The organism is Solirhodobacter olei, from assembly GCF_004010155.1.
Classification (GTDB): Bacteria; Pseudomonadota; Alphaproteobacteria; order Rhodobacterales; family Rhodobacteraceae; genus Solirhodobacter; species Solirhodobacter olei.
In genome coordinates this window covers 48218-71130 of record NZ_RRYH01000024.1, presented here as the reverse complement: position 1 = coordinate 71130, position 22913 = coordinate 48218, and the positions used below count along the sequence as shown (strand labels likewise).

The 22913-nt window shown below is 70.2% G+C and carries 20 protein-coding genes; 9 read left to right on the top strand and 11 right to left on the bottom strand.

Annotated elements, in window-relative coordinates:
• The first annotated feature begins 264 nt into the window (after positions 1–264).
• The gene (locus EIP85_RS16615; RefSeq protein ID WP_127903342.1) at positions 265–1428 is read left to right on the top strand and encodes a M20 aminoacylase family protein; all 1164 of its coding nucleotides are present in this window, start codon (positions 265–267) and stop codon (positions 1426–1428) included.
• 143 nt (positions 1429–1571) lie between these two features.
• On the opposite strand, the gene EIP85_RS16610 is transcribed toward EIP85_RS16615, so the two are convergent.
• Positions 1572–2927, bottom strand: coding sequence for an NAD(P)/FAD-dependent oxidoreductase (locus tag EIP85_RS16610; RefSeq protein ID WP_164871767.1), 1356 nt, complete (start codon positions 2925–2927; stop codon positions 1572–1574).
• A 162-nt stretch (positions 2928–3089) separates the two neighbouring features.
• On the opposite strand from EIP85_RS16610, the gene speB reads away from it, so the two are divergent.
• The 5 genes from speB to EIP85_RS16585 all read left to right on the top strand — a co-directional run bounded on the left by speB (position 3090) and on the right by EIP85_RS16585 (position 7537).
• Positions 3090–4052, top strand: coding sequence for an agmatinase (speB, locus tag EIP85_RS16605; protein WP_127903340.1), 963 nt, complete (start codon positions 3090–3092; stop codon positions 4050–4052).
• A complete protein-coding gene (locus EIP85_RS16600; RefSeq protein ID WP_164871766.1) occupies positions 4052–4507 on the top strand; it encodes a DUF1499 domain-containing protein in 456 nt (151 codons plus the stop codon). The genes speB and EIP85_RS16600 overlap by 1 nt, the downstream gene beginning before the upstream one ends.
• Positions 4508–4608: 101 nt before the next feature.
• On the top strand, positions 4609–5664 hold the full coding sequence (gene prfA, locus EIP85_RS16595; RefSeq protein WP_127903338.1) for a peptide chain release factor 1: 1056 nt from the start codon (positions 4609–4611) through the stop codon (positions 5662–5664).
• Entirely contained in the window at positions 5661–6542 is an 882-nt protein-coding gene (prmC, locus tag EIP85_RS16590; protein ID WP_127903337.1) for a peptide chain release factor N(5)-glutamine methyltransferase, read from the top strand. Before prfA ends, prmC begins: the two co-directional genes overlap by 4 nt.
• A gap of 209 nt (positions 6543–6751) precedes the next feature.
• Positions 6752–7537, top strand: coding sequence for a DUF4167 domain-containing protein (locus EIP85_RS16585; protein ID WP_127903336.1), 786 nt, complete (start codon positions 6752–6754; stop codon positions 7535–7537).
• A 1-nt stretch (position 7538) separates the two neighbouring features.
• On the opposite strand, the gene rsmA is transcribed toward EIP85_RS16585, so the two are convergent.
• The 7 genes from rsmA to EIP85_RS16550 form a co-directional block, all read right to left on the bottom strand.
• The gene (gene rsmA / locus EIP85_RS16580; RefSeq protein ID WP_127903335.1) at positions 7539–8378 is read right to left on the bottom strand and encodes a 16S rRNA (adenine(1518)-N(6)/adenine(1519)-N(6))-dimethyltransferase RsmA; all 840 of its coding nucleotides are present in this window, start codon (positions 8376–8378) and stop codon (positions 7539–7541) included.
• A gap of 73 nt (positions 8379–8451) precedes the next feature.
• Positions 8452–9441 (bottom strand): 4-hydroxythreonine-4-phosphate dehydrogenase PdxA, encoded by a 990-nt coding sequence (gene pdxA, locus EIP85_RS16575; RefSeq protein WP_127903334.1) that lies wholly within the window; start codon positions 9439–9441, stop codon positions 8452–8454.
• Complete coding sequence (locus tag EIP85_RS16570; protein WP_164871765.1) at positions 9438–10685, bottom strand: peptidylprolyl isomerase; 1248 nt, start codon at positions 10683–10685, stop codon at positions 9438–9440. The genes pdxA and EIP85_RS16570 overlap by 4 nt, the downstream gene beginning before the upstream one ends.
• A gap of 143 nt (positions 10686–10828) precedes the next feature.
• On the bottom strand, positions 10829–13009 hold the full coding sequence (locus tag EIP85_RS16565) for an LPS-assembly protein LptD (protein WP_127903332.1): 2181 nt from the start codon (positions 13007–13009) through the stop codon (positions 10829–10831).
• A complete protein-coding gene (gene lptG, locus EIP85_RS16560; protein WP_127903331.1) occupies positions 13009–14109 on the bottom strand; it encodes an LPS export ABC transporter permease LptG in 1101 nt (366 codons plus the stop codon). Before lptG ends, EIP85_RS16565 begins: the two co-directional genes overlap by 1 nt.
• Positions 14106–15239, bottom strand: coding sequence for an LPS export ABC transporter permease LptF (gene lptF / locus EIP85_RS16555; protein ID WP_127903330.1), 1134 nt, complete (start codon positions 15237–15239; stop codon positions 14106–14108). The genes lptG and lptF overlap by 4 nt, the downstream gene beginning before the upstream one ends.
• A gap of 175 nt (positions 15240–15414) precedes the next feature.
• Positions 15415–16161, bottom strand: a complete 747-nt coding sequence (locus EIP85_RS16550) for a DsbA family protein (protein WP_127903329.1) — start codon at positions 16159–16161, stop codon at positions 15415–15417.
• Positions 16162–16337: 176 nt separating this feature from the next.
• Here EIP85_RS16550 and EIP85_RS16545 point away from each other — a divergent pair, with 176 nt between their 5' ends.
• Together EIP85_RS16545 and EIP85_RS16540 are read left to right on the top strand one after the other, a co-directional pair.
• Positions 16338–17483: a pyridoxal phosphate-dependent aminotransferase gene (locus tag EIP85_RS16545; protein WP_127903328.1), complete on the top strand. Its 1146-nt coding sequence runs from the start codon at positions 16338–16340 to the stop codon at positions 17481–17483.
• 55 nt (positions 17484–17538) lie between these two features.
• Positions 17539–18792 (top strand): N-acetylmuramoyl-L-alanine amidase, encoded by a 1254-nt coding sequence (locus tag EIP85_RS16540; protein WP_127903327.1) that lies wholly within the window; start codon positions 17539–17541, stop codon positions 18790–18792.
• A gap of 167 nt (positions 18793–18959) precedes the next feature.
• On the opposite strand, the gene EIP85_RS16535 is transcribed toward EIP85_RS16540, so the two are convergent.
• The 3 genes from EIP85_RS16535 to EIP85_RS16525 all read right to left on the bottom strand — a co-directional run bounded on the left by EIP85_RS16535 (position 18960) and on the right by EIP85_RS16525 (position 22112).
• On the bottom strand, positions 18960–19541 hold the full coding sequence (locus EIP85_RS16535; RefSeq protein WP_127903326.1) for a retropepsin-like aspartic protease family protein: 582 nt from the start codon (positions 19539–19541) through the stop codon (positions 18960–18962).
• A gap of 96 nt (positions 19542–19637) precedes the next feature.
• On the bottom strand, positions 19638–20267 hold the full coding sequence (locus EIP85_RS16530) for a MarC family protein (protein ID WP_127903325.1): 630 nt from the start codon (positions 20265–20267) through the stop codon (positions 19638–19640).
• Entirely contained in the window at positions 20268–22112 is a 1845-nt protein-coding gene (locus EIP85_RS16525) for an ABC-F family ATP-binding cassette domain-containing protein (RefSeq protein ID WP_127903324.1), read from the bottom strand.
• A gap of 335 nt (positions 22113–22447) precedes the next feature.
• On the opposite strand from EIP85_RS16525, the gene ndk reads away from it, so the two are divergent.
• Positions 22448–22870, top strand: a complete 423-nt coding sequence (gene ndk / locus EIP85_RS16520) for a nucleoside-diphosphate kinase (protein ID WP_097070160.1) — start codon at positions 22448–22450, stop codon at positions 22868–22870.
• Positions 22871–22913: the final 43 nt, after the last annotated feature.

Sequence of the window (22913 nt, the reverse complement as noted above, 5' to 3'; positions counted from 1 at the left end):
GTCCGTTTATGGTTTCATCGCCCCCTTCCTCTCGTCGGGACTATGACTCACCAATAGCGCCCGCCCTTGGGGGCGGACGGGCGCTGGCCCGGCGGGCTACGCCCGCTGTTTCGGGCCGGGGACAGGGACCCGCTCGTAGGGTGCGCATTCCTTGGGCACCTCGCGACCCTGCGCTTGATCCCACCCCGCCTTCCGCCGCGTGACACCTTGCCGACGCCTCCGGAAGCTGGCAGGGACAATCGACACACCTACCGGAGATATCCCATGCCCGTCATCAACCGCATCGCCGATTATGCCGAGGAGATGAAAGGCTGGCGGCGCCATCTCCATGCCCATCCGGAGCTGACCTTCGAGCTGCACAACACCGCCCGCTTCGTGGCCGAGCGTCTGAAGGAATTCGGCGTCGACGAGATCCACGAGGGCATCGCCAAGACCGGCATCGTCGCCATCATCAATGGCCAGGGTGAGGGCCCGACCATCGGCCTGCGCGCCGATATGGACGCGCTGCCGATCACCGAGACAACGGGCGCCGAACACGCCTCGGAAAACCCCGGCGTCATGCATGCCTGCGGCCATGACGGGCATACGACCATGCTGCTCGGCGCGGCCCGCTACCTGGCCGAGACCCGCCGCTTCGCCGGCCGCGTCGCGCTGATCTTCCAGCCGGCCGAGGAAGACGGCGGCGGCGGCCAGGTCATGGTCGAGGAAGGCATCATGGACCGCTTCGGCATCTCCCAGGTCTACGGCATCCACAACGCGCCGAACCTACCCTTCGGCAGCTTCCAGACAACCTCCGGCCCGCTGATGGCCGCGGTCGACACCGCCTGGGTCTACCTCACCGGCAAGGGCGGCCACGGCGCGACCCCGCACGAGACCGTCGACCCGCTGATCGCCGCCGTCGGCATGATCCAGGCGCTGCAGACCATCGTCACCCGCAACGCCCACGCGCTGGACGAGATCGTGATCTCCGTCACCCAGATCCATGCGGGCTCCGCCTCCAACATCATCCCCGAGGAAGCCTGGTTCTGCGCCACCATCCGCACCTTCAACCCGGAGCTGCGCGAGCTGGTAAAGAAGCGTTTCCACGAGATCGTCGAAGGTCATGCCGCCTCCTACGGCGTCAAGGCGCGGATCGACTACGACTGGGGCTACCCGGCGACCGTCAATGACGCCGCCAAGGCGGGCTTCGCAGCCGAGGTCGCCCGCGAGGTTGCCGGCGCCGATCTCGTCGATGCCGAGGCCGGGCGCGAGATGGGGGCAGAGGATTTCTCCTACATGCTGGAGGCCCGCCCCGGCGCCTACCTCTTCCTCGGCACCGGACCCGGCGCGGGGCTGCACCATCCGGCCTATGACTTCAACGACGACGCGGCGCCGATCGGGGCCTCGTTCTTCGTGCGGCTCGTCGAGCGGGCGCAGCCCCTGGCCTGACGGCCGGGCAGAAGACCAATTCGCCATGAGGCGGGTGCGGAGCGGGCTGCTCCGCACCCGCCTTTTTCAATGTGACGTGGGTCGGCCGCGCGCCCGATCCCCGGTCCAGGGCCGGGTCGCGGCAAAAGCGGTCCGGGCGGGCCTCAGACCCTCTTGGCAGGCGGCAGGGGGCCGTCGCGCAGCGCGCGGCTGACGTAGCCCATCCTGAGCCAGACACGCCGCAGCGGGGGCAGGGGGAAACGCTTCGGCACCTGCCGCATCAGCGCCGGCACCGCCGTCGGCATGCCGGAGATCAGCTGGCCTGCGAGCCGGCCGCCCAGAGAGGCCGGTGCCACCCCATTGCCATGCCAGCCGAAGGTCGCGAAAAGCCCCGGCGCGCCCGGCACGGGGCCCACATAGGGCGCGAGGCTGCCGGTCAGGCAGACGAAGCCGAACCATTCCGATGTCGCCTCGATCTCCGCCCAGGCCGGGAAGATGCGGGCGAACTCCTCATGCACGCGGCGGGCGTTGCGGCGCTGGGCCTCGGGCGCGGCGCTGGCCCCGCCGCGCATCCCGAACAGAAACCGCCCGTCGGGCAGGTGGCGGAAGTAATGCAGAAGGTTCCGGCTGTCGTAGGACATCAGCGGCGTGGTGAACCCCTGCGCCCGCTTCTCGGCGGCGCTCAGGGGCCGCGTCACCAGCACCGCCGATTGCGCCGGAAGCGTGCGCCCGCCGATCCAGGGCGGCAGGTCTTCCGAGGAATAGCCGTTGGTCGCGATCAGCACCCGCCGCGCCAGCAGGACGCCGCCCGGCGTCGTCAGCCGCCAGCCCTCGCCCTCGGGCACGAGCCCCGTCACCGGGCTGCCGCCGAAGACCTGCGCGCCGGCGCGCTCCGCCGCCCGCGCCAGCCCCTCGGCATAGGCGAGCGGGTGGATCGGGAAGCCCACCGGCGTCATCAGCGCGCCGCAGAACCCCTCGCCGGAAAGGCCGCGCTCGGCCAGCTCCGCCCCGGGCAGGATCTCCGCCTCCTCGCCGTAGAGCGTGCGCACCGCCGCCGCCTCGGCCTTCAGGCCGGCCAGCGCGCGGGGCGAATGGGCGATGCAGACCTCGCCCTCCGGTCCCTGGCGAGCGTCGATGGAATATTCCTGCAGAAGGTCCGCGACATGCTCGATGGCGCGGTGCTGGAAGTCGCGGAAATCCCGCGCCCCGCCGGCGCCGACGCGCGAGACGATCTTGCCATGCGAAAGATGCGCGCCTCCGAGGCAGCAGAACCCGCCGTTCCGCCCCGAGGCGCCCCAGCCGGGCTGGCCCGCCTCCAGAACGGTCACGCTGGCCCCGTGGCGCTGTGCCAGCTCCAGCGCGGCATTGAGCCCGGCATAGCCCGCCCCGATCACCGCCACATCTGTCTTCACCAGGCCGTGCAGCGGCTCGGCCGGTGGCGGGGCAGGCAGGCTCGCGCGCCAGTGGCTCGTCGGCCAGGCACTGGTGTCATAGGCGGCGTCTTCGTAGAGGCGGTGCAAGGGTCTTCCCGGGGCAGGTGGCGCGCCGCATCCTGCGGCAGCCGCGCGCCGGGTGCAACGGGCTCCGGGCGGAAATCCTGCCTGCGCCGGGCCCGCCCGGCCAACCTCCCGTTGCGCCGGGCGCGGCGCGGCGCTAGGCCAAGGCAGCATCAGGAGGATCGGATGGGACTGGAAGACGCCAAGAACGAGGTCGACGGGGCCTTCACGCGCGAGAACCGCCGCGGCCTCGCCTTCGAGAACGCCTTCGGGGGGGCGACCAGCTTCCTGCGCCGCCGCTACACCAAGGACCTCGCCGGCGTCGATCTCGCCATCACCGGCGTGCCCTTCGACCAGGCGGTCACGCACCGCACCGGCACCCGCTTCGGCCCGCGCGCGATCCGCGAGGCCTCCGCGCTCCAACCCTTCGATCCGCCCTATGGCTGGGGCTTCTCGCCGCTCGATGACTTCAGCGTGGTCGATTACGGCGATCTCGCCTTCGACTACGCCAGGGTCGCGGATTTCCCCGACCGTCTGACGGCGCATATCCGCGGGATCCTTTCCGCCGGGCCGGGCACCATCGCGCTGGGCGGCGACCATTACGTCAGCTTCCCGATCCTGAAGGCCTATGCCGAGAAATACGGCCCCCTGAGCCTTCTGCATTTCGACGCGCATTCCGACACCTGGGTCGATGACGACTTCGACCGCATCGACCACGGGACGATGTTCTACAAGGCGGTGAAATCGGGGATCGTGGACCCCAGGCGCTCCGTCCAGATCGGCATCCGCACCCATAACGACGATTTCATGGGCGTCCATGTCATCGACGCCCGCGAGGTGCACGAGAAGGGCACCGCCGCCGCCGTGGCCAGGGCGAAGGAGATCCTCGGCCAGCACCCGACCTATGTGACCTTCGACATCGACGCGCTCGACCCCGCCTTCGCGCCCGGCACCGGCACCCCGGTCTGGGGCGGGCTGACAAGCTGGCAGGCGGCGGCGATGCTGCGCGATCTCGCCGGCATCAACATGGTCGGCGGCGACGTGGTCGAGGTCTCGCCGCCCTATGACACCACGGGCGCCACCGCCATCGCGGGCGCCCACGTGGCGACGGAACTCATGTGCCTCTACCTCTGGCCCCGGCGCGGCTGATGTGGCGCTGGGTCATCCTTGGCGTGCTGGCGCTGGCGATCGGCGCACAGGCCTATTTCGAATATTCGCCCAACGATCCGGCCCGCTGGCATGTCGATCCGATGGTGGCCGGCAAGCCGGGGATGTCCAACGGCTTCCTGATCCGGCCCAAGGGCGGCGACGCGGCCGCGCCGGTCTACGCCATGACGCCCGAGGCGCTTGCCCGCAAGATCGACGGCATCGCCCGCGCCTGGCCGCGCACGAAGCTTTTCGCAGGCTCCGTCGCTTCCGGGCGGATGACCTACATAACCCGCAGCCGGATCTGGAAATTCCCCGATTTCACCTCGGTCCACGTCCTGCCCGCCCCGGGTGGCGCCACCTTCGCGGCCTTCGCCCGCGCCCGCTTCGGCCAATCCGACTTCGGCGTGAACCGCGAGAGGCTCCAGGCCTGGCTCAAGGAGCTCGGCCCCGGCTGATCCCCGTTTGCCTGGCGCAAATATTCCGGGCTGCGGGGCAGAGCCCCGCCCGGCCCGCCGCCACCCTTGACCGCCCGTCCCCCCCATGCCAGAGGCGCATCATGGTTCCCATGGACAAGCTCGCCCAGATCTCCCAGCGTTTCGAGTTCCTCGAAGCCAAGCTCGCCTCCGGCGCCGCGCCGGGCGAGATCGCGACGCTGAGCCGCGAATATTCCGAGCTGAAGCCCGTCGTCACCGAGATCTCCGCATACCGCCAGGCGCTCGCCGATCTCGAAGAGGCGCAGGCGATGCTCGCCGATCCCGAGATGCGCGCGCTGGCGGAGGATGAACTCCCCCGCCTCAAGGCCCGCATCCCGGAGATGGAGCAGGCGCTCCGTGTCGCACTCCTGCCCAAGGACGCGGCCGACGCCCGCCCCGCGATCCTCGAGATCCGCCCCGGCACCGGCGGCGAGGAGGCCGCGCTCTTCGCGGCGGACCTCCTGCGCATGTACCAGAAATACGCCGAGGCCCAGGGCTGGCGCTTCCAGATCCTCGAAGAGCAGCAGACCGAGCTCGGCGGCATCAAGGAAGTCGTGGCCAACATCCAGGGCGAGGGCGTCTTCGCCCGGCTGAAGTACGAAAGCGGCGTTCACCGCGTCCAGCGCGTGCCCGAGACGGAGGCGGGCGGCCGCATCCACACCTCCGCAGCCACCGTCGCCGTGCTGCCCGAGGCGGAGGAGGTCGACATCGACATTCCGGCCACCGACATCCGCATCGACACCATGCGCGCCTCCGGCGCCGGCGGTCAGCACGTCAACACCACCGACTCGGCGGTACGGATCACCCACCTTCCCACCGGCATCGTGGTCACCTCGTCGGAAAAGTCCCAGCACCAGAACCGCGCCATCGCCATGCAGGTGCTGCGCGCGCGGCTCTACGACCTCGAACGCTCCCGCGCCGATGCCGAGCGCGCCGCGACCCGCAAGAGCCAGGTCGGCTCCGGCGACCGCTCGGAACGCATCCGCACCTACAACTTCCCGCAGGGACGGATGACCGACCACCGCATCAACCTCACGCTCTACCGGCTCGACCAGATCATGGCGGGCGACCTGAACGAGGTGATCGACGCGCTGATCTCCGACGACCAGGCCCAGAAGCTCGCCGAGATGGAGGGATGACGGGTCCGGGGCAGGGGCAGGGGGCCGGGACAACCCTCGACGTGGCCCTGCGCGCGGCCGTCGCCCGGCTGAAGGCCGCCGGCGTCGAAAGCCCCGCCCGCGACGCCCGCGCGCTTCTCGCCCATGCCGCGGGCCTTGCCCCGGACCGGCTGACCCTGCATCTGCCCGATCCCCTGGCGCCGGAGGCCGCCGAGGCCTTCGAACGCGCCATCGCCGCGCGCGAAGCCCGCCAGCCCGTCAGCCAGATCACCGGGCAGAGGCTCTTCTGGGGCCGCAGCTTCCGCGTCACCCGCGACACGCTCGACCCGCGCCCGGAGACGGAAGGCCTGATCGAGGCCGCGCTGGAGGATCCCTTCACCCGTATCCTCGACCTCGGCACCGGCACCGGCGCGATCCTGCTGACGCTGCTGGCAGAGCGGCCGCAGGCCACCGGCCTCGGCACCGACACCTCCGAGGCCGCGCTCGCCGTGGCGGCCGCCAATGCCACGGCGCTTGGCCTCTTTCCCCGCGCGACCTTTCGCCGCGCAGACTGGTTTGACGGGCTGGAGGGCGTCTTCGACCTCATCGTCTCGAACCCCCCCTATATCGCCGAGGCGGAGATGGCCGGCCTCGCCCCCGAGGTCCGCGACTGGGAGCCGCGCCAGGCCCTGACACCGGGGGGCGACGGTCTCGGCCCCTACCGCGCCATCGCGGCTGCGGCCCCGGCCCACCTGGCCTCCGGCGGTCGGCTGATCGTCGAGATCGGCGCCACGCAGGGTCCCGCCGTCGCCGCGCTTTTCCGCGCCGCGGGGCTTGAAGATGTGGCGGTCAGACCCGATCTTGAAGGCAGGGACAGGGTTGTCCTTGGACGGGCGCGAGGCGCCCGGTCGCCTGAGTGATCTGCTGCAATTCTGCCAATCGGCCGGATTTCGTGCAGAATCAGCTTGCCCTGACGCCGGTGCCGTGCTTATTCGGCAAAAGGTTACGGGCCGGCTGACATTGCAGGCCCCCGAAACCCCCGCCCGGATCTGCCTGACCGTTCGAAGCGAGGCGCGCAAGCGCCGCAGGGGTCCGGGCAAAGCCCCACATGGCTGGATAAAGCGAAGTTATGAGATCATCAAAGTCCCGCTCGCGTTCGAAGCAGAACCGCCCGCGCTCGCTTGGCAACATTGTCAACCGCGTCTTTGACTCCTCGGGTCCCGAGGGCAAGGTGCGCGGCACGCCGCAGCAGATCATCGACAAGTATCTGGTGCTGGCGCGCGACGCCCAGCTCGGTAACGACCGGGTGGCCTCTGAAAACTTCCTGCAGCATGCCGAGCACTACATCCGCATGCTGGCCGAGGCGCAGCGCGAGATGGCGCGTGACCAGGAAGCCCGCCAGCAGCAGGGCGGCCAGAACGGCCACGGCGGCTCCGGCGACCACGACAGCAACGCCAATAGCGGCGGCAACGGTGGCAACGGCGGTGGCGGCAGCCACGGCAACGGCGGCCACAACAGCAATTCCGGCAATGCCAACAACGGCGGCGGCAACGGTGGCCGCCGCGACCGCGGCGATCGTGGCGAACGCTACGGCGAGCAGCGCCCCGGCGGCGAGGTGATCGATTTCGACGAGGGCCGCGGCGACAGCGGTCTTGTCGAGACCCCCGAACAGCGGCAGGAGAGCGAGGCCGCCCAACCGGCGCCAGCCGCCCAGCCGGCGCCTGCAGCACCGCAGCCCTCCCGCCGCAAGCCCGCAGCCGAGAAGCCGGCCGCCGAATCCGCCCCGGGCGACGCCCCGGCAGAAGGCGAGGCCAGCCGCCCGCGCCGCCGCCCGCGCAAGCCGCGCGCGGCCGAGGGCGGGTCCGAAGGCGCATCCACAGAGGGTGGCGAAAGCCGGACCCCGGCGGCGGAATAACTCAGCCCGCCAGCGACCGGGCCAGCGCGCAGAACCCCTCCAGCGGAATTTCCTCGGCACGCGCCGTCGGCGCGATGCCGGCCGCGCGCAGCCGGTCCTCTATATCCGGCGCGAGGCCGCGAAGGCTCGCCCGCAGCATCTTGCGGCGCTGATTGAAACCCGCCGCCACCACGCGTTCCAGGATCTTCGCATCGGCCGGATAGCGCGGCTCCGGCAGGGCCGTGACATGCACCACGGCAGAGCTGATCTTCGGCGGCGGGGTGAAGGCCTCGGGCGGCAGGCTCAGCACGATCCGCGCATCGGCCCGCCACTGCACCATCAGCGCCAGCCGCCCGTAGGCCTTTGACCCGGGCCTGGCCACGATCCGCTCCGCCACTTCCCGCTGGAACATCAGCGTCAGGCTTTGCCAGAACGGCGGCCAGCTCTGCGGCGTCATCCAGCGGATCAGAAGCTCGGTGCCGACATTGTAGGGCAGGTTCGCCACCACCTTGACCGGCGCCGTCAGCCGCGCCGCGGCATCGAGCGCCAGCGCATCGCCGTTCACCACCTCCAGCCGCCCGGGATAGGCCGCCGCGATCTCCTCCAGCGCGGGCAGGCAGCGGGTATCCTTCTCCACCGCCAGCACCCGCCGCGCGCCCTCGGCCAAAAGCCCGCGCGTCAGCCCGCCGGGACCCGGCCCGACCTCCAGCACGTCGCAGCCTGTCAGGTCGCCTGCCGCCCGCGCGATCTTCGCCGTCAGGTTCAGATCCAGCAGGAAGTTCTGCCCGAGGCTCTTTTTCGCCGCCAGCCCATGCGCGGCGATGACCTCTCTCAGCGGCGGCAGCCCGTCAATCGCAGCCAATCCCTCGCCCTTTCATCCTGGCCCAAGTCTCCCGGGGGTGCGTGGGGCGGAAAGCGCCCCGGACGCGGCCCCGTCACCCGCGTGCGGTCGCCATCTCTTCGGCCAGCCGCAGCGCCGCGATCAGGCTCGCCGGATCGGCGACGCCCTTGCCCGCGATGTCGAAGGCGGTGCCGTGGTCCGGCGAGGTCCGCACGAAAGGCAGCCCCAGCGTCACGTTCACGCCACCGGCGAAATCCACCGTCTTGATCGGGATCAGCGCCTGATCGTGATACATGCAGACCGCCACGTCATAGCGCGCCCGCGCGGCGGCATGGAACATCGTGTCCGCCGGAAGCGGGCCGGTCAGTGCCATCCCCTCGGCCCGAAGCCGTTCCAGCACCGGGCCGATGAGCGCGATCTCCTCGCCCCCCATCGCGCCGCCCTCGCCGGCATGGGGGTTGAGCCCCGCCACCGCGATCCGCGGCGCGGGCAGGCCGAAGTCGCGCTTCAGCCCCGCGTCGGTGATCCGCAGCGTCTCCTCCAGCAGCGCCGCGGTCAGCGCCTTCGGCACCTCCGAAAGCGCGATATGGATCGTCACCGGCACCACCCGCAGCCCCGGCGCGGCAAGCATCATCACGACGCGCTCGACGCCGGCGAGATGGGCGAGGTACTCCGTATGGCCCGGAAAGGCGAAGCCCGCCCCGTCCTTCAGCGCCTTCTTGTGGATCGGCGCCGTGGTCAGCGCGCCGGCCTGGCCCTCCGAGACCAGCCTGACCCCGGTCGCGATCGCCTCGATGACGCTGGCGGCATTGGCGCGGGCGGGCTGGCCCGGCACCGCGGGCGCCGGGAAGTCGAGCGGCCAGACCGGCAGCCCCTCGGCCGCGGCCTCGACCGCCTCGGCCGGGTCGCGGATCAGAACGCGCGGGGTGTGCTCGGGCAGGTGGCGCGGATCCCCGATCCAGAAGAACGGCAGCCGGTTCCCCAGCGCCGCCCAGGCCTTCACCGCGATTTCGGGCCCGATGCCCGCGGGTTCGCCGCAGCTCAGCGCCACCGGCTTCACGGCGGGCGATGCGGCCGCGGTCATGGCGCGGTGATGATCGCGTCGGCGCGCAGCTCGTCCAGCTTCTGGTCGGCCAGCGCGTTCGCCTTGGCGGCAAAAAGCGCGCTCTTCAGCTCCTGGGTATCCATCGGCGGATTCTGCGTCACCGTGCGCGAGCAGAGCATCAGGAACACCGTGTCGTTGCCGCGCGTCAGCTCGGTCGTGCTCTCGCCGGGGTCGAGCTGCGCCAGCGACAGCGCCACGTCGGCGGGCACCTGCGGCAGCGACTGTTTGACCCGGGTCAGGACAGAGGCGGGCTTGCCCCGGGCAAGGCCATAGAGGTCGTTGCAGGTCTCGGCCCGGGCGCGAATCCGTGCCGCCTCCGCCGCGACCTTGGGTGTATGGATCCCGGGCAGCAGGTATTCGGCGTAATCCACCTCGACCCGCGCCGGCGGCGGGGCAGGGGCGTCCTCGATCCCGCGCAGCTCGAAGATGCCGACGGCATTCGGCAGCGCCACCGGCTGCGACACCTGGCCCGGCGCCAGCCCGGTGACGGCCTGCACCACCGCATTGGGAAGCTGGGCGGCCGGAATCCAGTCAAGCTTGCCGCCCTTGGAGGCGGAGTCGGAGGCGGAGTATTTCTTCGCCGCCGCCGAGAAGGCCGCGTCGCCCTTCAGCGTCTTCGACAGCTCCTCGGCCAGCGGCACGGTCTTCGGCGCGTAGTCCGGCGTCGCCGGCATGACCAGCTCGGACAGCAGCAGCCGCGGCACGCCATGGGCCAGGCTCAGCGCCCGGCTCTCGGTCACATCGGCATCGCTGATCGTGACGGTCTGGGCGATCGTGCCCTGCACCACCTCGCGCCAGGCCTGCCCGGCCTTGACGAAATCGCGGAAGGTCTGGGGGTCGACCCCGGCCTTTTCAAGCTGGGCCACGAATTCGTCCCCGGTCATCTTGGCCCGGCTGGCGAACTCGTCCATCCCCGCCTTGATATCGGCGTCGGTCGGCACGATGCCGTATTTCGCGGCCTCGAAAAGGCGGATCTTGTCGTCGATCAGCGCCTTCACCGCCTCGGCGGAATGGTCGCCCGGGCCCTCGATCGCCTGAAGGAACTTCTCGCGCTGGGTGATCTCGTAATTGGTGATCGCCCGGCCGTCGACGTAAAGCGCCGCGGCGAAGGGCTGTCCGGTGGCCGCGCCTTGGGCCGCGGCCTGCGCCGGATCGTTCTGGGCCGCCATGGCGGCCGCGGGGGCGAACGCCAAGCCGGCGATCAAAAGAAAGCTCAGTCGCATCATCAGCCCGTACCGCCCGTCCTCTACCCGTCGCGCCCGCCGGTTCGCCCCTTCGGGCCCCGCCGGGTCCTTCCCGTTTCTCGCGGCCCGCAGGCCGCTCCGGCCCTGTCTCCCGGCCGCTCCGGCCCTGTCCTCCGCGCGCCTCACCGCTGGCAGCTTCCGACCGGTGCGCCGGAGGCAGAGCCGCCGCCGAAGCCGGTCAGCCCAAGCGAGAAGCCAAAGGAGGTGCTGGCCGTCGTGCTCGTTGCAGATGCGTAGCTCCGTGCGACGGAAAGATCAACGCTGACGCACTCGTTGCGCCAGGTCAGGTTGAGCGACGAGGCGTCGGCGCGGTGGGTGACCACGTCGTAGCGCCAGGAGGCCTGGCCCGAAAAGTTGCCGCGGATCGGAAAGGCCGCGTCGACCTGCCACTGCCGCGTCGCCACCGTGGTCAGCGACGGGTAGCTCGCCGGGTCGGCCGTCATCCAGATGTAGCTGGTGGAGGCCGAGAACCTCCCCGGCGGCGTCCAGCGCAGGCTCAGCTCGTCCTTGTTCAGCCCGCCGCCATTGCCGAAGACGGCGCGGTTGATGATCTCCAGCCGCCGGTTCTTGGCCTGGGTCGCCAGAAGCCAGCCCGAGGATTTGCCGCCGAGGCCCGAGGCCGGGTCGTAGCCGGTCGCCGTCACCTGCCGCCAGATCCGCCCGGCGGCGACGCCGAAGGTCCAGCCCGAGGGATCGTAATGCGTCCAGGTCACGCCGAGATTGACGCGCCGGCCCAGCTCGATGCCGTCGACGCCGTTGAAATGCGACAGCGAGAACAGGTTGCCCTCGTCGAAGTCCGAGATCACCGAATCCTCGTTCGGCACAGCCGGCACCGACCTCGGCGCGAAGATCAGCTGGGCGACCGGGGTGATCACGTCCGAGGCGCCCTTTGCCCCCGCCCGCACCCAGGGCCAGGACAGCTGCACGGCCGCCTGCGGCACCGTCCGCGCGATGGTGGCGGGGTAGGACGAATCCTGGTGCACCCCGTAAAGGTCGCTCTGCAGGGACCCGAGGCCGGTCAGCACCAGCCCCTCGGGCAGGATCCAGTCCCGCCGCCAGTCGAAGACGAAGCCAGCGCGCGAAATGTCCCGCCCGACCACGTCGGCACTGGAGCGGCGGCGCAGCGCCATGCCGCGGAAATCGAGCTGCGCCGACCCGCCGATCAGGGGCAGCGCGAAGCGCCGGCTCCAGTCGGCGGTGGCGACGACATTCGGCAGCGTGTCGTTGTTGTCGCCGGACCGGATCGAGTGGAAGCGCAGCAGCCGGGCGTCGATATATTCGTCGCGCCGCGTGCGCGACAGCTCCAGCCCGCTCTCCAGCCGGTCGACCTGGGTCAGCCCGTAGTTCAGGAAATAGTTGGGGTCGCTCACCGCCTGGATCTGGAACTTCAGCTGGAAGCCGCGGGGCAGGTCGAAATAACCGTCGCCGAACAGGTAGCCTCGGGTGTCGCCGGGCATGAGCTGGTCGCGCGAAAGCGCGCCGCGGAACTCCACCGCGCCGGTGTTGAATGCCTCGCGGTAGCGCAGCCCCAGGGTCCGGCTGCCCTTGGCGGCCAGGAACGGGTAGAAGGTCAGATCGCGTGTGGGGCCCAGCGGCAGGAAATAGGGGGTCTCCACCCCGAAGCCGAAGAGAGTCGATTCCGACAGCTTCGGCGTCAGGAACCCGGGCGTGCGCTTCACCGTCGGGTCGGGCAGGCTGAAGAACGGCAGGTAGAAGACCGGCACGCCGGCGAAGCGCAGCTGCGCGTCGGTGAAGCGGATCCGGTGGGTGACCATGTCATGCACCACCTTGTGCGCCCGGATCTCCCACAACGGCACCGGATGGGCCGCGCAGACCTGGCAGGACGAGCTGACCGCATGGTCGAGGCTCGAATAGCGCCCCGCCTTGCGCTGCATCTCCGCCGCGGCGATCTGCACCCGCCCCTCCAGCTCCATCTGCGCCGAATGCAGGATGCCGTTCTGCAGGTCGGCCGAAAGCTCCGCGTCGGAGGCCAGCACCTTGCTGGAGCCCGAGGCGTCGATCAGAACCAGCGGGCCCGCGACCTGGATCGTGCCCTTGGCCTGGTCGTAGGTGATCTTGGCGGCCTTCAGCCGGGTACCCTTGTAGAACACCTCGACATGACCCTCTGCCACCAGCACCTGTCCCGTGCGGGTGACGCTGTCGGCCACCAGCGTCGCGGGCGGCGGCGCGGCCGCGGCGCCGGTGGCACCCGACGCGGGCTGGGCCGGGGCGGAGAGGGGCCCCGCGAGGGGCGCAAGCGCAAGGCCGAGCGCCAGCGCGGCCCGCCGGGAGAGATGCTGCATCAGCCGTCCTCCAGGTGCAGCAGCAGGCCGAGCGACAGCAGGATGGCGATCAGCGGCGGGCCCCAGGCGGCCAGCTCGACCGGGATCTGCCCGCCATTGCCAAGCGCCTGGGCGAAGTTGCGCAGGAAATAGACCGAGAAGCCCGAGATCAGCGCGAAGAGCACCATCAGCCCGGTATGGCCGAAGCGGACGTGGCGCATGGTGAACCCCGCCCCGATCAGGACCATGCCGGCCAGCATGAAGGGCATCGCCATCTCCATCTCGAACCAGACGCGGTAATCGCGCGCCGAGAACCCGGCCTGCCTGAGACGGGCGATGAATTCGGGCAATTGCCAGATCGGGATCTGGCGCGGATTGCCGAAACTGTCGCGGATCTGGCTGCGGGTCAGCTCTGAGGGCAGCCTCATCGTCTTCGCGGTCTTCGCGGTCAGCTCGGGATTGGTCGTCTTGGCCAGCTGCCAGACCTTGGCGTCGGTCAGCTCCCAGGCGCCGGGGTCGAGCACCGCGGTCCGCGCCTCGATCCGCCGCTGCGGGGCGCCCTGCGCGTTCAGGCTGATGAAGGAGGCATTCGTAAGTTTGGTGCCGTCGGCGCTGGCATGCTCGGCCCGGATCACCGTCTGCCCGTCGGCGCTCGCCTGGCGCAGCCAGAAGCCCTCGCGCGTGACCGACAGCACGCTCTCCGGCCCGCCCAGCGCGTAATGGCTGCTCAGCGCCTCGTAGGCGTTGGTCGAGGCGGCGACGAGCGGGTTCATCACGGCCACGCCGGTAATTCCGATCAGAAGCGCTGTCGTCACCGGAGCCGCGAGCGTGCGAAGCCCGGAGCGGCCGGCGGCACGGATCACGACCAGCTCGCTGCTGCGCGCCAGGCCCAGGAACAGGATCAGCGTCGCAAGGATCGTTATCAGCGGCAGGATGCGGTAAAGCCCGTCGGGCGTGTTCAGCGCGGCAAGCTGGGCGGCCTGCGCGAAGCTGATCGCGGTCCCCGAGGCGCGGTGCAGCTCCTCGACGAGGTCGAGCAGCATCTGGATGCAGGCGAAGCCCGCCATCACCAGCAGGAAGGCCACCAGGAAGCGGCGCGCGACATAGAGGCTCAGCGTCATGTCGCCGCCAGCCCCTCGGCCGGGCTCGCCCGCCGGCGCCGCGGGCGCCCGGCCTGCCAGAGCATCGCGACCGAGGCCAGGATCCCCACCACCCCCGGCAGATAGGCCACCGGCCAGAGGCTGGCATTCGCCGTCCCGACCCCGGCCGACCAGTCGACCAGCATCTGCAGCAGGATCAGCCCCACCGCACCGGCGCCGATCTGGCGCCAGTTGCCGAAGCGGCTGAACCCCCCCAGCATCATCACCGCATAGCCCAGAAGCGCCGCGGCCAGCGCCGTCAGCGGCTCTGCGATGCGGGTGTTGGCCTCGTAGAGGAAATCCGCGCGCGTCGCGCCCGTGGCCGCGATCAGCGCCTTGCCCGGGAAAAGCAGCGCCGGCGTCGACAGCTCCTCCAGACGCGGCCGCCGCGCGCCGGGCGGCCCGATCAGCGCGCCGATGTCATAGGTCGAGGACTGGAACCGGGTGACGGCGAGCTTGCGGTTGGCCAGCGTCAGCGTCTGCGCCGTTCCGTCGAACATCACCAGCTTGGTGCCGCCGGAGACCTTCACCAGCAGCGCCCGCCGCGCCGAATAGGTGGTGCGCTGGCCGGGCCTGCGCGCGTCCGACAGGAACACGTCGCGCATCTCGCCCAGGGGCGTGATCTGGCGGATGAACAGCGTCACGCCCTCGGACGGGTGGATGAACTTGCCTTCGGTCAGGACCCGGGCCGTGATGTTGCGCGCCATCACCGCCTGCCGCTCGGCCAGCCCGGCCTGGCTCGCGGGCACAAGGATATTGGACAGAAGCGCCACCAGCAGGGCGACGACGACCCCGAAAGCCAGCGCCGGCCGTGCCAGCCGGAAGGGCGAGAGCCCGGCCGATTGCGCGACGACCAGCTCGCTTTCGTTCGACATCCGGTTCATCACGTAGACCGAAGCTGCGAAGGCCGAAAGCGGCAGCATGATGCGGATCACGTTCGGCAGCGTCAGCGCGGTCAGCTCGACGAAGATGCGGACGGACTGCCCGTCCCCGATCAGGTGGTTGAACAGAAGCACCGCCCGGTTGACCCAGTAGACCATGGCGAGAACGAGCGAGAAGAAGCCGAACATCACCATCAGTTGCGACAGCATGTATCGGTCGAATCTCGACACGCTTTCGCCTCCTGGCCCCTGATCTCACCGCGCCGGACCCTAGACCGGTTTGCCGGCGAAGAAAATCGCGATTTGCCCCGCGGCGGGGGCGATGGGCAGAGCGGCGCCGCTTCCCGCGCAGTCCCTCCTCGCCGTCGAAGAGGCCCGCCGGGGCCGGCCAGAACACCCCGCCCGGTCAGTTCTTCCGCGCGGCGGCGACCATCTGCTGCATCTGCCTCAGCGGCACATAGCCCCGCACAACCTGGTCCGCAATCACGAAGGTTGGCGTACCGGCCACGGCCATCTTCGCGCCAAGTGCGAGGTTGTCGTCGATCACCTTGCTCACCGCCGCCCCGTTCATCGCTTTCAGAAGCGCCTTGCCGTCCAGCCCCTCCTTGCCGGCGATCGCGGCGAGCGAGGCGCGGGTGAACTCCCCGCGATAGGTCATCAGTGCGTCATGGATCTTGCCATAGGCCGCGGCCCCCGCGCTCTGCAGCACGGCGATGGCGAAGCGGGCGGACAGCTCCGACTGCGGCCCGAGGATCGGGTACTCCTTCACGATGAAGCGGATATGCCCGTCGGAGCCGACCAGCTGGGAGACCTGCGAATAAGCCTCGTGGCAATAGGGGCAGCGGTAGTCCATGAACTCCACCACCGTCACGTCGCCCTTGGGGTTTCCCCCCACCCAGGAGGCGGGATCGGAGAAGAGCGCCTTGGCATTGGCCTTGACCAGCGCCTGGTCCGAGGCCGCCTGCGCCGCCGCCTGCTTGGCGTCGAGCGCGTGCATCGCCTCCACCAGCACCTCCGGATGGGCCAGAAGGTAGGCGCGGACCTCGGCGTCGATCGCGGCCTTCTCGGCCGGGGTGAAGCTGTGCTGGTCCACCGCCGCCGCGGGCAGGGCGCAGAGAAGCGACAGGCAGAGGGCGGCGATCAGGCGTAACATCCCAAAGACCTCTTGACGGCTTCGTGTACGGCCAGTGTCGCACATCCGGCGGACGAGGCAAGCGCGCCCCGCGTCGCACCCGATCCGCCCCGACCGTGCGCGCCACCACCGCCGGGCCTTGACCCCCGGCGCCCCGCCTGAGATGACCCGCACGACCCCTGAAGGAGCCTTGCCCCATGCGGACATCCCGGCGCAGCGCCGTCGACCCGTTCATCGTCATGGACGTGATGGAGGCGGCCCGCGCCGCGGAAGAGGCCGGCCGCCACATCATCCACATGGAGGTCGGCCAGCCCGGCACCCCGGCCCCCGCCGGCGCCCGCGCGGCCCTGGTGCGCGCTATGGAGGCGGGATCGCTCGGCTACACCGTCGCGCTCGGCCTGCCGGAGCTGCGCGCCGGCGTCGCGGAGCTCTACCGCAAATGGTACGGCGTCACGCTCGACCCGGCCCGGGTGGTCATCACCTCGGGTTCCTCGGCGGCCTTCCTTCTGGCCTTCACCGCGCTCTTCGACGCGGGCGACCGTGTGGGCCTCGGCGAGCCGGGCTACCCGTCCTACCGCCAGATCCTGCGCGCTCTCTCTCTTGAACCCGTGGGCCTGCCCGCGGCGCCCGAGAACCGGCTGCAGCCGGTGCCCGCCGATCTCGCCGACATCCCCGACCTCAAGGGCCTCATCGTGGCCTCTCCCGGCAACCCGTCGGGCACCATGCTCTCGCGCGCGGCGCTCTCCGCCCTCGTCGACCATTGCGCCGCCCGCGACATCGCCTTCATCTCCGACGAGATCTACCACGGCATCCAGTACGGCGACCGCGCCGTCTCGGCGCTGGAGATCACGGACGAGGCCTATGTCATCAACTCGTTCTCGAAATATTTCTCGATGACAGGCTGGCGCATCGGCTGGATGGTGGTCCCACCCGACCACGTCCGCACGGTGGAACGGCTGGCCCAGAACATGTTCATCTGCCCGCCGCACGCCAGCCAGATCGCCGCGCTGGCAGCGCTCGACTGCACGGCGGAGCTGGAGGCGAACCTCGCCGTCTATGCCGAGAACCGCCGGCTGATGCTCGACGGCCTGCCCAAGGCCGGCTTCACGAAGATCGCCCCGCCCGACGGCGCCTTCTACATCTATGCCGATGTCTCCAACCTGACCCGGGACAGCCGCGCCTTCGCGGCCGAGATCCTCGCCGAGGCCGGCGTCGCCGTCACCCCGGGCCTCGATTTCGACCCCCATCGCGGCCACCAGACCCTGCGCTTCTCCTATGCCCGCGCGACGGCCGATATCGCCGAGGGGCTGGAGCGCCTGCGCGCCTTCGCCAACCGGCGCTAGACAGGCGGTGACGGACGCGCGCGAATCCCGTAGCCTGTGGAAAAAGGGCAGGGGCATGGCCGGTCTGATCGGGCGGATCTTCATCGTTCTGGCGGCGCTTTTCGCCGGATCCTCCACGCCTGCGCAGGCGGCGGGGCAGGCGTCTGGGCGGGGCGGCCTGACCGCACTCGCGCAGTTCGAACCGCAGAGTTCCTTCATCCGCGACACCGTCGAGGGCATCCAGATCTCGCTCACGATAAGCCAGCCGGTGCCCTACCGCATCACGACGCTGGCCGGCCCGCCGCGCCTCGTCCTCGATTTCCGCGAGGTCGGTTTCGCAGCCCTCGACCCGGCCCGATTCCCGCATGGCACCCATGTGACCGAGCTTCGCGCCGGCGCGCTCGCGCCCGGCTGGTCGCGCCTCGTTCTGGCGCTTGACGGGCCCTATGCCGTCGCGCAGGCCGAGATGGCGACGCGCGATCTCAACGGGCGGGCGCTGGTGCAGCTGAACCTCACGCCCGAAAGCGCGAGCGCCTTCAATGCCTCCGCCGGCGCGCCGTCCTCCGGCCTCTGGGCGCTGCCGGTCCCGGCCATGGTCGGCCCGCCCAAGCGCCGCCAGACCGGCGACCGGCCGCTGACCGTTGTGCTCGACCCCGGCCACGGCGGGATCGACCCCGGTTCGATCGACGGCAGGGTGGAGGAAAAGGAGATCACGCTCGCCTTCGCCCGGGCGCTTCGGGAGGTGCTGATCCGCGACGGCATGCAGGTGGTGATGACGCGGACCGATGACAGCTTCGTGCCGCTGGAGTCGCGGCTCTCGATCGCGCGGGCGGCGGGGGCGGACCTGTTCCTGTCGATCCACGCCGATGCAGAGGCTTCGCGCGAGGCGCGCGGCGCCACCGTCTATACGCTCGCCACCGGCGCGACCGACCAGGCCTCCGCCGAGCTGGCCGCCCGGCACGACCGCGACGACATCATGGCGGGCGTGGATCTCACCAACACCGACGACCGCATCGCCACCGTGCTGATGGACATGGCGCGGACCGAGAACCAGCCGCGGTCCGACATGTTCGCGGCCGACCTCGTAAAGACGATCAGCGCCGCCGGCCTGCGCATGCATTCCCGCCCGCATCAGGAGGCGGCCTTCTCGGTGCTGAAATCGCCCGACATCCCCTCGGCGCTGATCGAGCTCGGCTACCTGTCCAGCCGCTCCGACCTGAAGAATCTGCAGGACCCGGCCTGGCGGGCGAAGATGGAGACCGCCATCGCCTCGGCCATGAGCGCCTGGGCCCGGCAGGACGCCGCCCAGGCCGCCCTGCTGCGGCACTGAGGGGCGGCGCGCCATGAACGCGCACGCCTCACGCGCCGAGGAGGGCCAGCGCCCGCTGTTTCAGGCCGGGGGGAAAGTGTAAGCGTCCCCCCCGGCGCCGGACACTGGGCCGGCCGGCTGCGCAGCGTTGCCTCGGGTCGGGGGCGGGTAGAAAGTCCCCACTCCCCCTACCGCGTCAGCACCATCTTCCCGCCGCTGATCTCGATCTTGCCGAACTGCTTGAGGTAGGACATGCCCAGAAGCGAGCTGTCCATCGGCGCCTTGTTCACATCAGCATAGACGGCCCGGTCGACGATCGGCCCCAGCGACACGTCGCGCAGCCTGACCCGCGCCGTCGCCACATCGCCATTCGCCGTCGTCGCGCGCCCGACATAGGCCAGCCGGGCCGGATCGATCCCCACCCGTCGCGCGTCCTGCGGACTCAGAACCAGGCTCGACGCCCCGGTGTCGATCATGAACCGCACCGGCACGCCATGGATCTTCAGCGTCACGTGGTAATGCCCGTCCTGGCCCAGGGGCACGGAAACGCTGCCCCCCGGCCCGAAGGAGGCCTCCTGCGGCAGCACCGATTTCGAGATGTCGGACCACAGCCCCACGCCCGCGATCACGCCGACGAAGATCAGGGCCCAGATCGAGAGCTGCTGCAGCATCTCCCCCCGCCGCCGGCGCGACTGCAGGATGAGCGATCCCAGCACCGCCGCGCCAAGCACGACGAGATAAAGAACCTGCGCGATCTGGTCACTGGACATGGGCGCCCTCCGATAGCTGGTATCTAGGGCGTCTCCCCGCAGTTTTCAGCCCGCGACCCCGGCCCGCAATCTAGGCCCGGGGCACCGTCCCGGGGCTCACAGCCCCGGCAGAACGCCCGCCGCGCGCACCCCGTCGATCACGAACTGCACCGAAAGCGCGGCCAGCAGCATTCCCAGAAGCCGGGTGATGACGTTGTTGCCGGTCCGCCCCAGCGCCTTGTCGAGCGGCCCTGCCACCTGGAACAGCGCGAAAGCGATGCCGACCACGGCGACCATGGCGATATGCAGCTCCAGGATCGCCACCCAGCCGCCCTTCACCTGGCCGACGAGAAGGATCATCGTCGTCAGCGCCCCAGGACCCGCCAGCAGCGGCATGGCCAGCGGGAAGACCGAGGGGTCGTGATCGTCCTCCTCCTTCTCCACCTGGCCCTCGCGGCGCTGGGTGCGGCGCTCGAAGAGCATGTCGAGCGCGGTGAGAAAGAGAAGGATCCCACCCGAGATCCGGAAGGCCGGGATCGAGATCCCGACGAAATTCAGAAGCGACTGCCCCAGAAGCCCGAAGGCCGTCAGAATCCCCACCGCCGTCACGCAGGCCCTGAGCCCGATCGTCCGCCGTTGCCGCGTGGACATGCCCCGCGTCAGCGCGATGAACATCGGGGTGATGCCGATCGGCTCGATCACGACGAAGAGCGTGACGAAGGCCGTAACGAGCTGGGCGCGATCCATTCAGGCCTCCGCGGTCTCGAGCTTTTCCAGGGCCGTCATCCACAATGCCTCGGCCCGGTCCAGCCCGTCCATCACCTCGGCATATTTCTTCTGCCATGTCTCCATCTCGCCGATCCGCTCCGGCTCGTAGAGCGCCGGGTCGGCGAGCTTCTTGGCGAGCCGGTCGCGCATCTCGTTCAGCTTGCCGATCCGCTCCTCGCATTTGCGCACCTCGGCGCGGAAGGCCTGAAGCTCGTCGCGGCTCGCCTGCCGCCTGGCAGGCTTGGCCTTCTCCTTCGGCGGCTCGTCCGGGGCAAGGAGCATCTTGCGATAGGCCTCCAGATCCTCCTCGTAAGGCTCCACGCGGCCGTCCTTCACCAGCCACAGCCGGTCGGCGACCAGGCTCAGCAGATGCATGTCGTGGCTGACGAGGACCACAGCGCCGGAATAGGTGGTCAGCGCCTCGACCAGCGCCTCGCGGCTTTCGATGTCAAGGTGGTTGGTCGGCTCGTCGAGGATCAACAGATGCGGCGCATCGAGCGTGGCCAGAAGCAGCGACAGCCGCGCCTTCTGTCCGCCGGAAAGCCGCTCCACCGGCGTCTCGGCCTGATCGGCACCGAGCCCGAACCCCGCGAGCCGGGCGCGCAGCTTCGGCTGTCCTTCGCCCGGGCGAAGGCGGAGCAGGTGCTGCAGCGGCGTCTCCTCTCGGCGCAGCTCGTCCACCTGATGCTGGGCGAAATAGCCGATCCGCAGCTTCGAGGAGCGGGTGATCCGGCCCTCCGACGCCTCCAGCTTTCCGGCGAGCAGCTTCGAAAGCGTCGACTTCCCCTCGCCATTGCGGCCGAGAAGGGCGATGCGGTCGTCCTGGTCGATCCGGAGGTTCAGCCGGCGCAGCACTGGCGGGCCGTCATAGCCCACCGCCGCACCGTCGAGGTTGACGATCGGCGGTGCCAGCTCCTCCGGCGCGGGGAAGGAGAAGACATGCTTCGCGGCTTCCTCGGGCGGGGTGATCGAGGTCATCTTCGCCAGCATCTTGACCCGCGACTGCGCCTGCCGCGCCTTGGAGGCCTTGGCCTTGAAGCGGTCGACGAAGCTCTGCAGATGCGCCCGCCGCGCCTCCTGCTTCTTGGCCTCGGCCGCCTGCACCGCGCGCTGCTCGGCGCGGGAGCGGGCGAAGGTGTCGTAATTGCCCTGCCAGAGCGTCAGCTTGCGGTTGTCGAGATGCAGGATCGCGCCGACGGAACGGTTCAGCAGTTCCCGGTCGTGCGAGATGATGATCACGGTATGCGGATAGCGCTGCAGGTAGCTTTCCAGCCAGAGCGCGCCCTCGAGGTCGAGGTAGTTGGTCGGCTCGTCGAGAAGCAGCAGGTCCGGCTGGGCGAAAAGCACCCCTGCCAGCGCCACCCGCATCCGCCATCCGCCGGAGAAATCCGCACAGGGGCGCAGCTGCTCCTCGGCGGTGAAGCCGAGGCCGCGCAGGATGGCGGAGGCGCGGCCCTCCGCCGACCAGGCGTCGATATCGGCCAGCCGGTGCTGGATCTCGGCGATGCGGTGCGGGTCGCTGGCGGTCTCGGCCTCGGCCAGCAGCTCCGCCCGCTCGGTATCGGCGGCCAGAACCGTGTCGAGCAGCGAAGCCTGGCTCGCCGGCGCCTCCTGGGCGACGCCGCCGATCTTGGCGCGCGCGGGCAGGGTGATGGCCCCGCTCTCGAGCGCAAGCTCGCCCCGGATCAGGCGGAAGAGCGTGGTCTTGCCGGCGCCGTTGCGCCCGACGAGGCCGACCTTGTGGCCGGCGGGGATCCGGGCCGAGGCGCCCTCGAAAAGCGGCCGGCCTTCGATGGAATAGGTGATATCGGCGATTGTCAGCATGCCGAGCCATTGCCCGAAGGCGCAGGCAAGGTCAACGGGCGGCGAAGGGCGAGGTGCCATCCCCGTGCAGAGAAGGGCCAGATCCCGTCCGCGGGTGGGCGCTGGCCCGGCGGGCATACGCCCGCTGTTTCGGGCCGGGGGACGGGCGGCTAGGGTTCGCCCAGCTAGCCGACGCCAGATCGCTCCCGCCCCATGCCGGGCGCCCGATCACGCCCGCCCGCCCCGGCCCGACGCATTCGCCCGGGGTAGCCAAGCCTGCCGCCCCATGCTAACGGGGCGCCCGGAAACCAGGGGCGGGCAGGGGCCCGACCCGATGAGGACATAGAGTACAGACCATGGCCATTGAACGGACCCTCTCGATCATCAAGCCCGACGCCACCCGGCGCAACCTCACCGGCAAGATCAACGCCAAGTTCGAGGAAGCGGGCCTCCGCATCGTCGCCCAGAAGCGCATCAAGCTGAGCCTCGAGCAGGCCGGCAAGTTCTACGAGGTCCACAAGGAGCGTCCCTTCTACGGCGAGCTCTGCGAATTCATGGCCTCCGAGCCGGTCGTCGTGCAGGTGCTGGAAGGCGAAGGCGCCATCGCGAAGAACCGCGAAGTGATGGGCGCCACCAACCCGGCCAATGCCGCCGACGGCACCATCCGCAAGGAATTCGCCCTCTCCGTGGGCGAGAACTCGGTCCACGGCTCCGACGCGCCGGAAACCGCGGCGGTCGAGATCGCCTATTTCTTCTCGGGCCTCGAACTCGTCGGCTGAGCCCGCGAAACGGTCCGATCCGGGCGGCGCGGCCCAAAGGCTG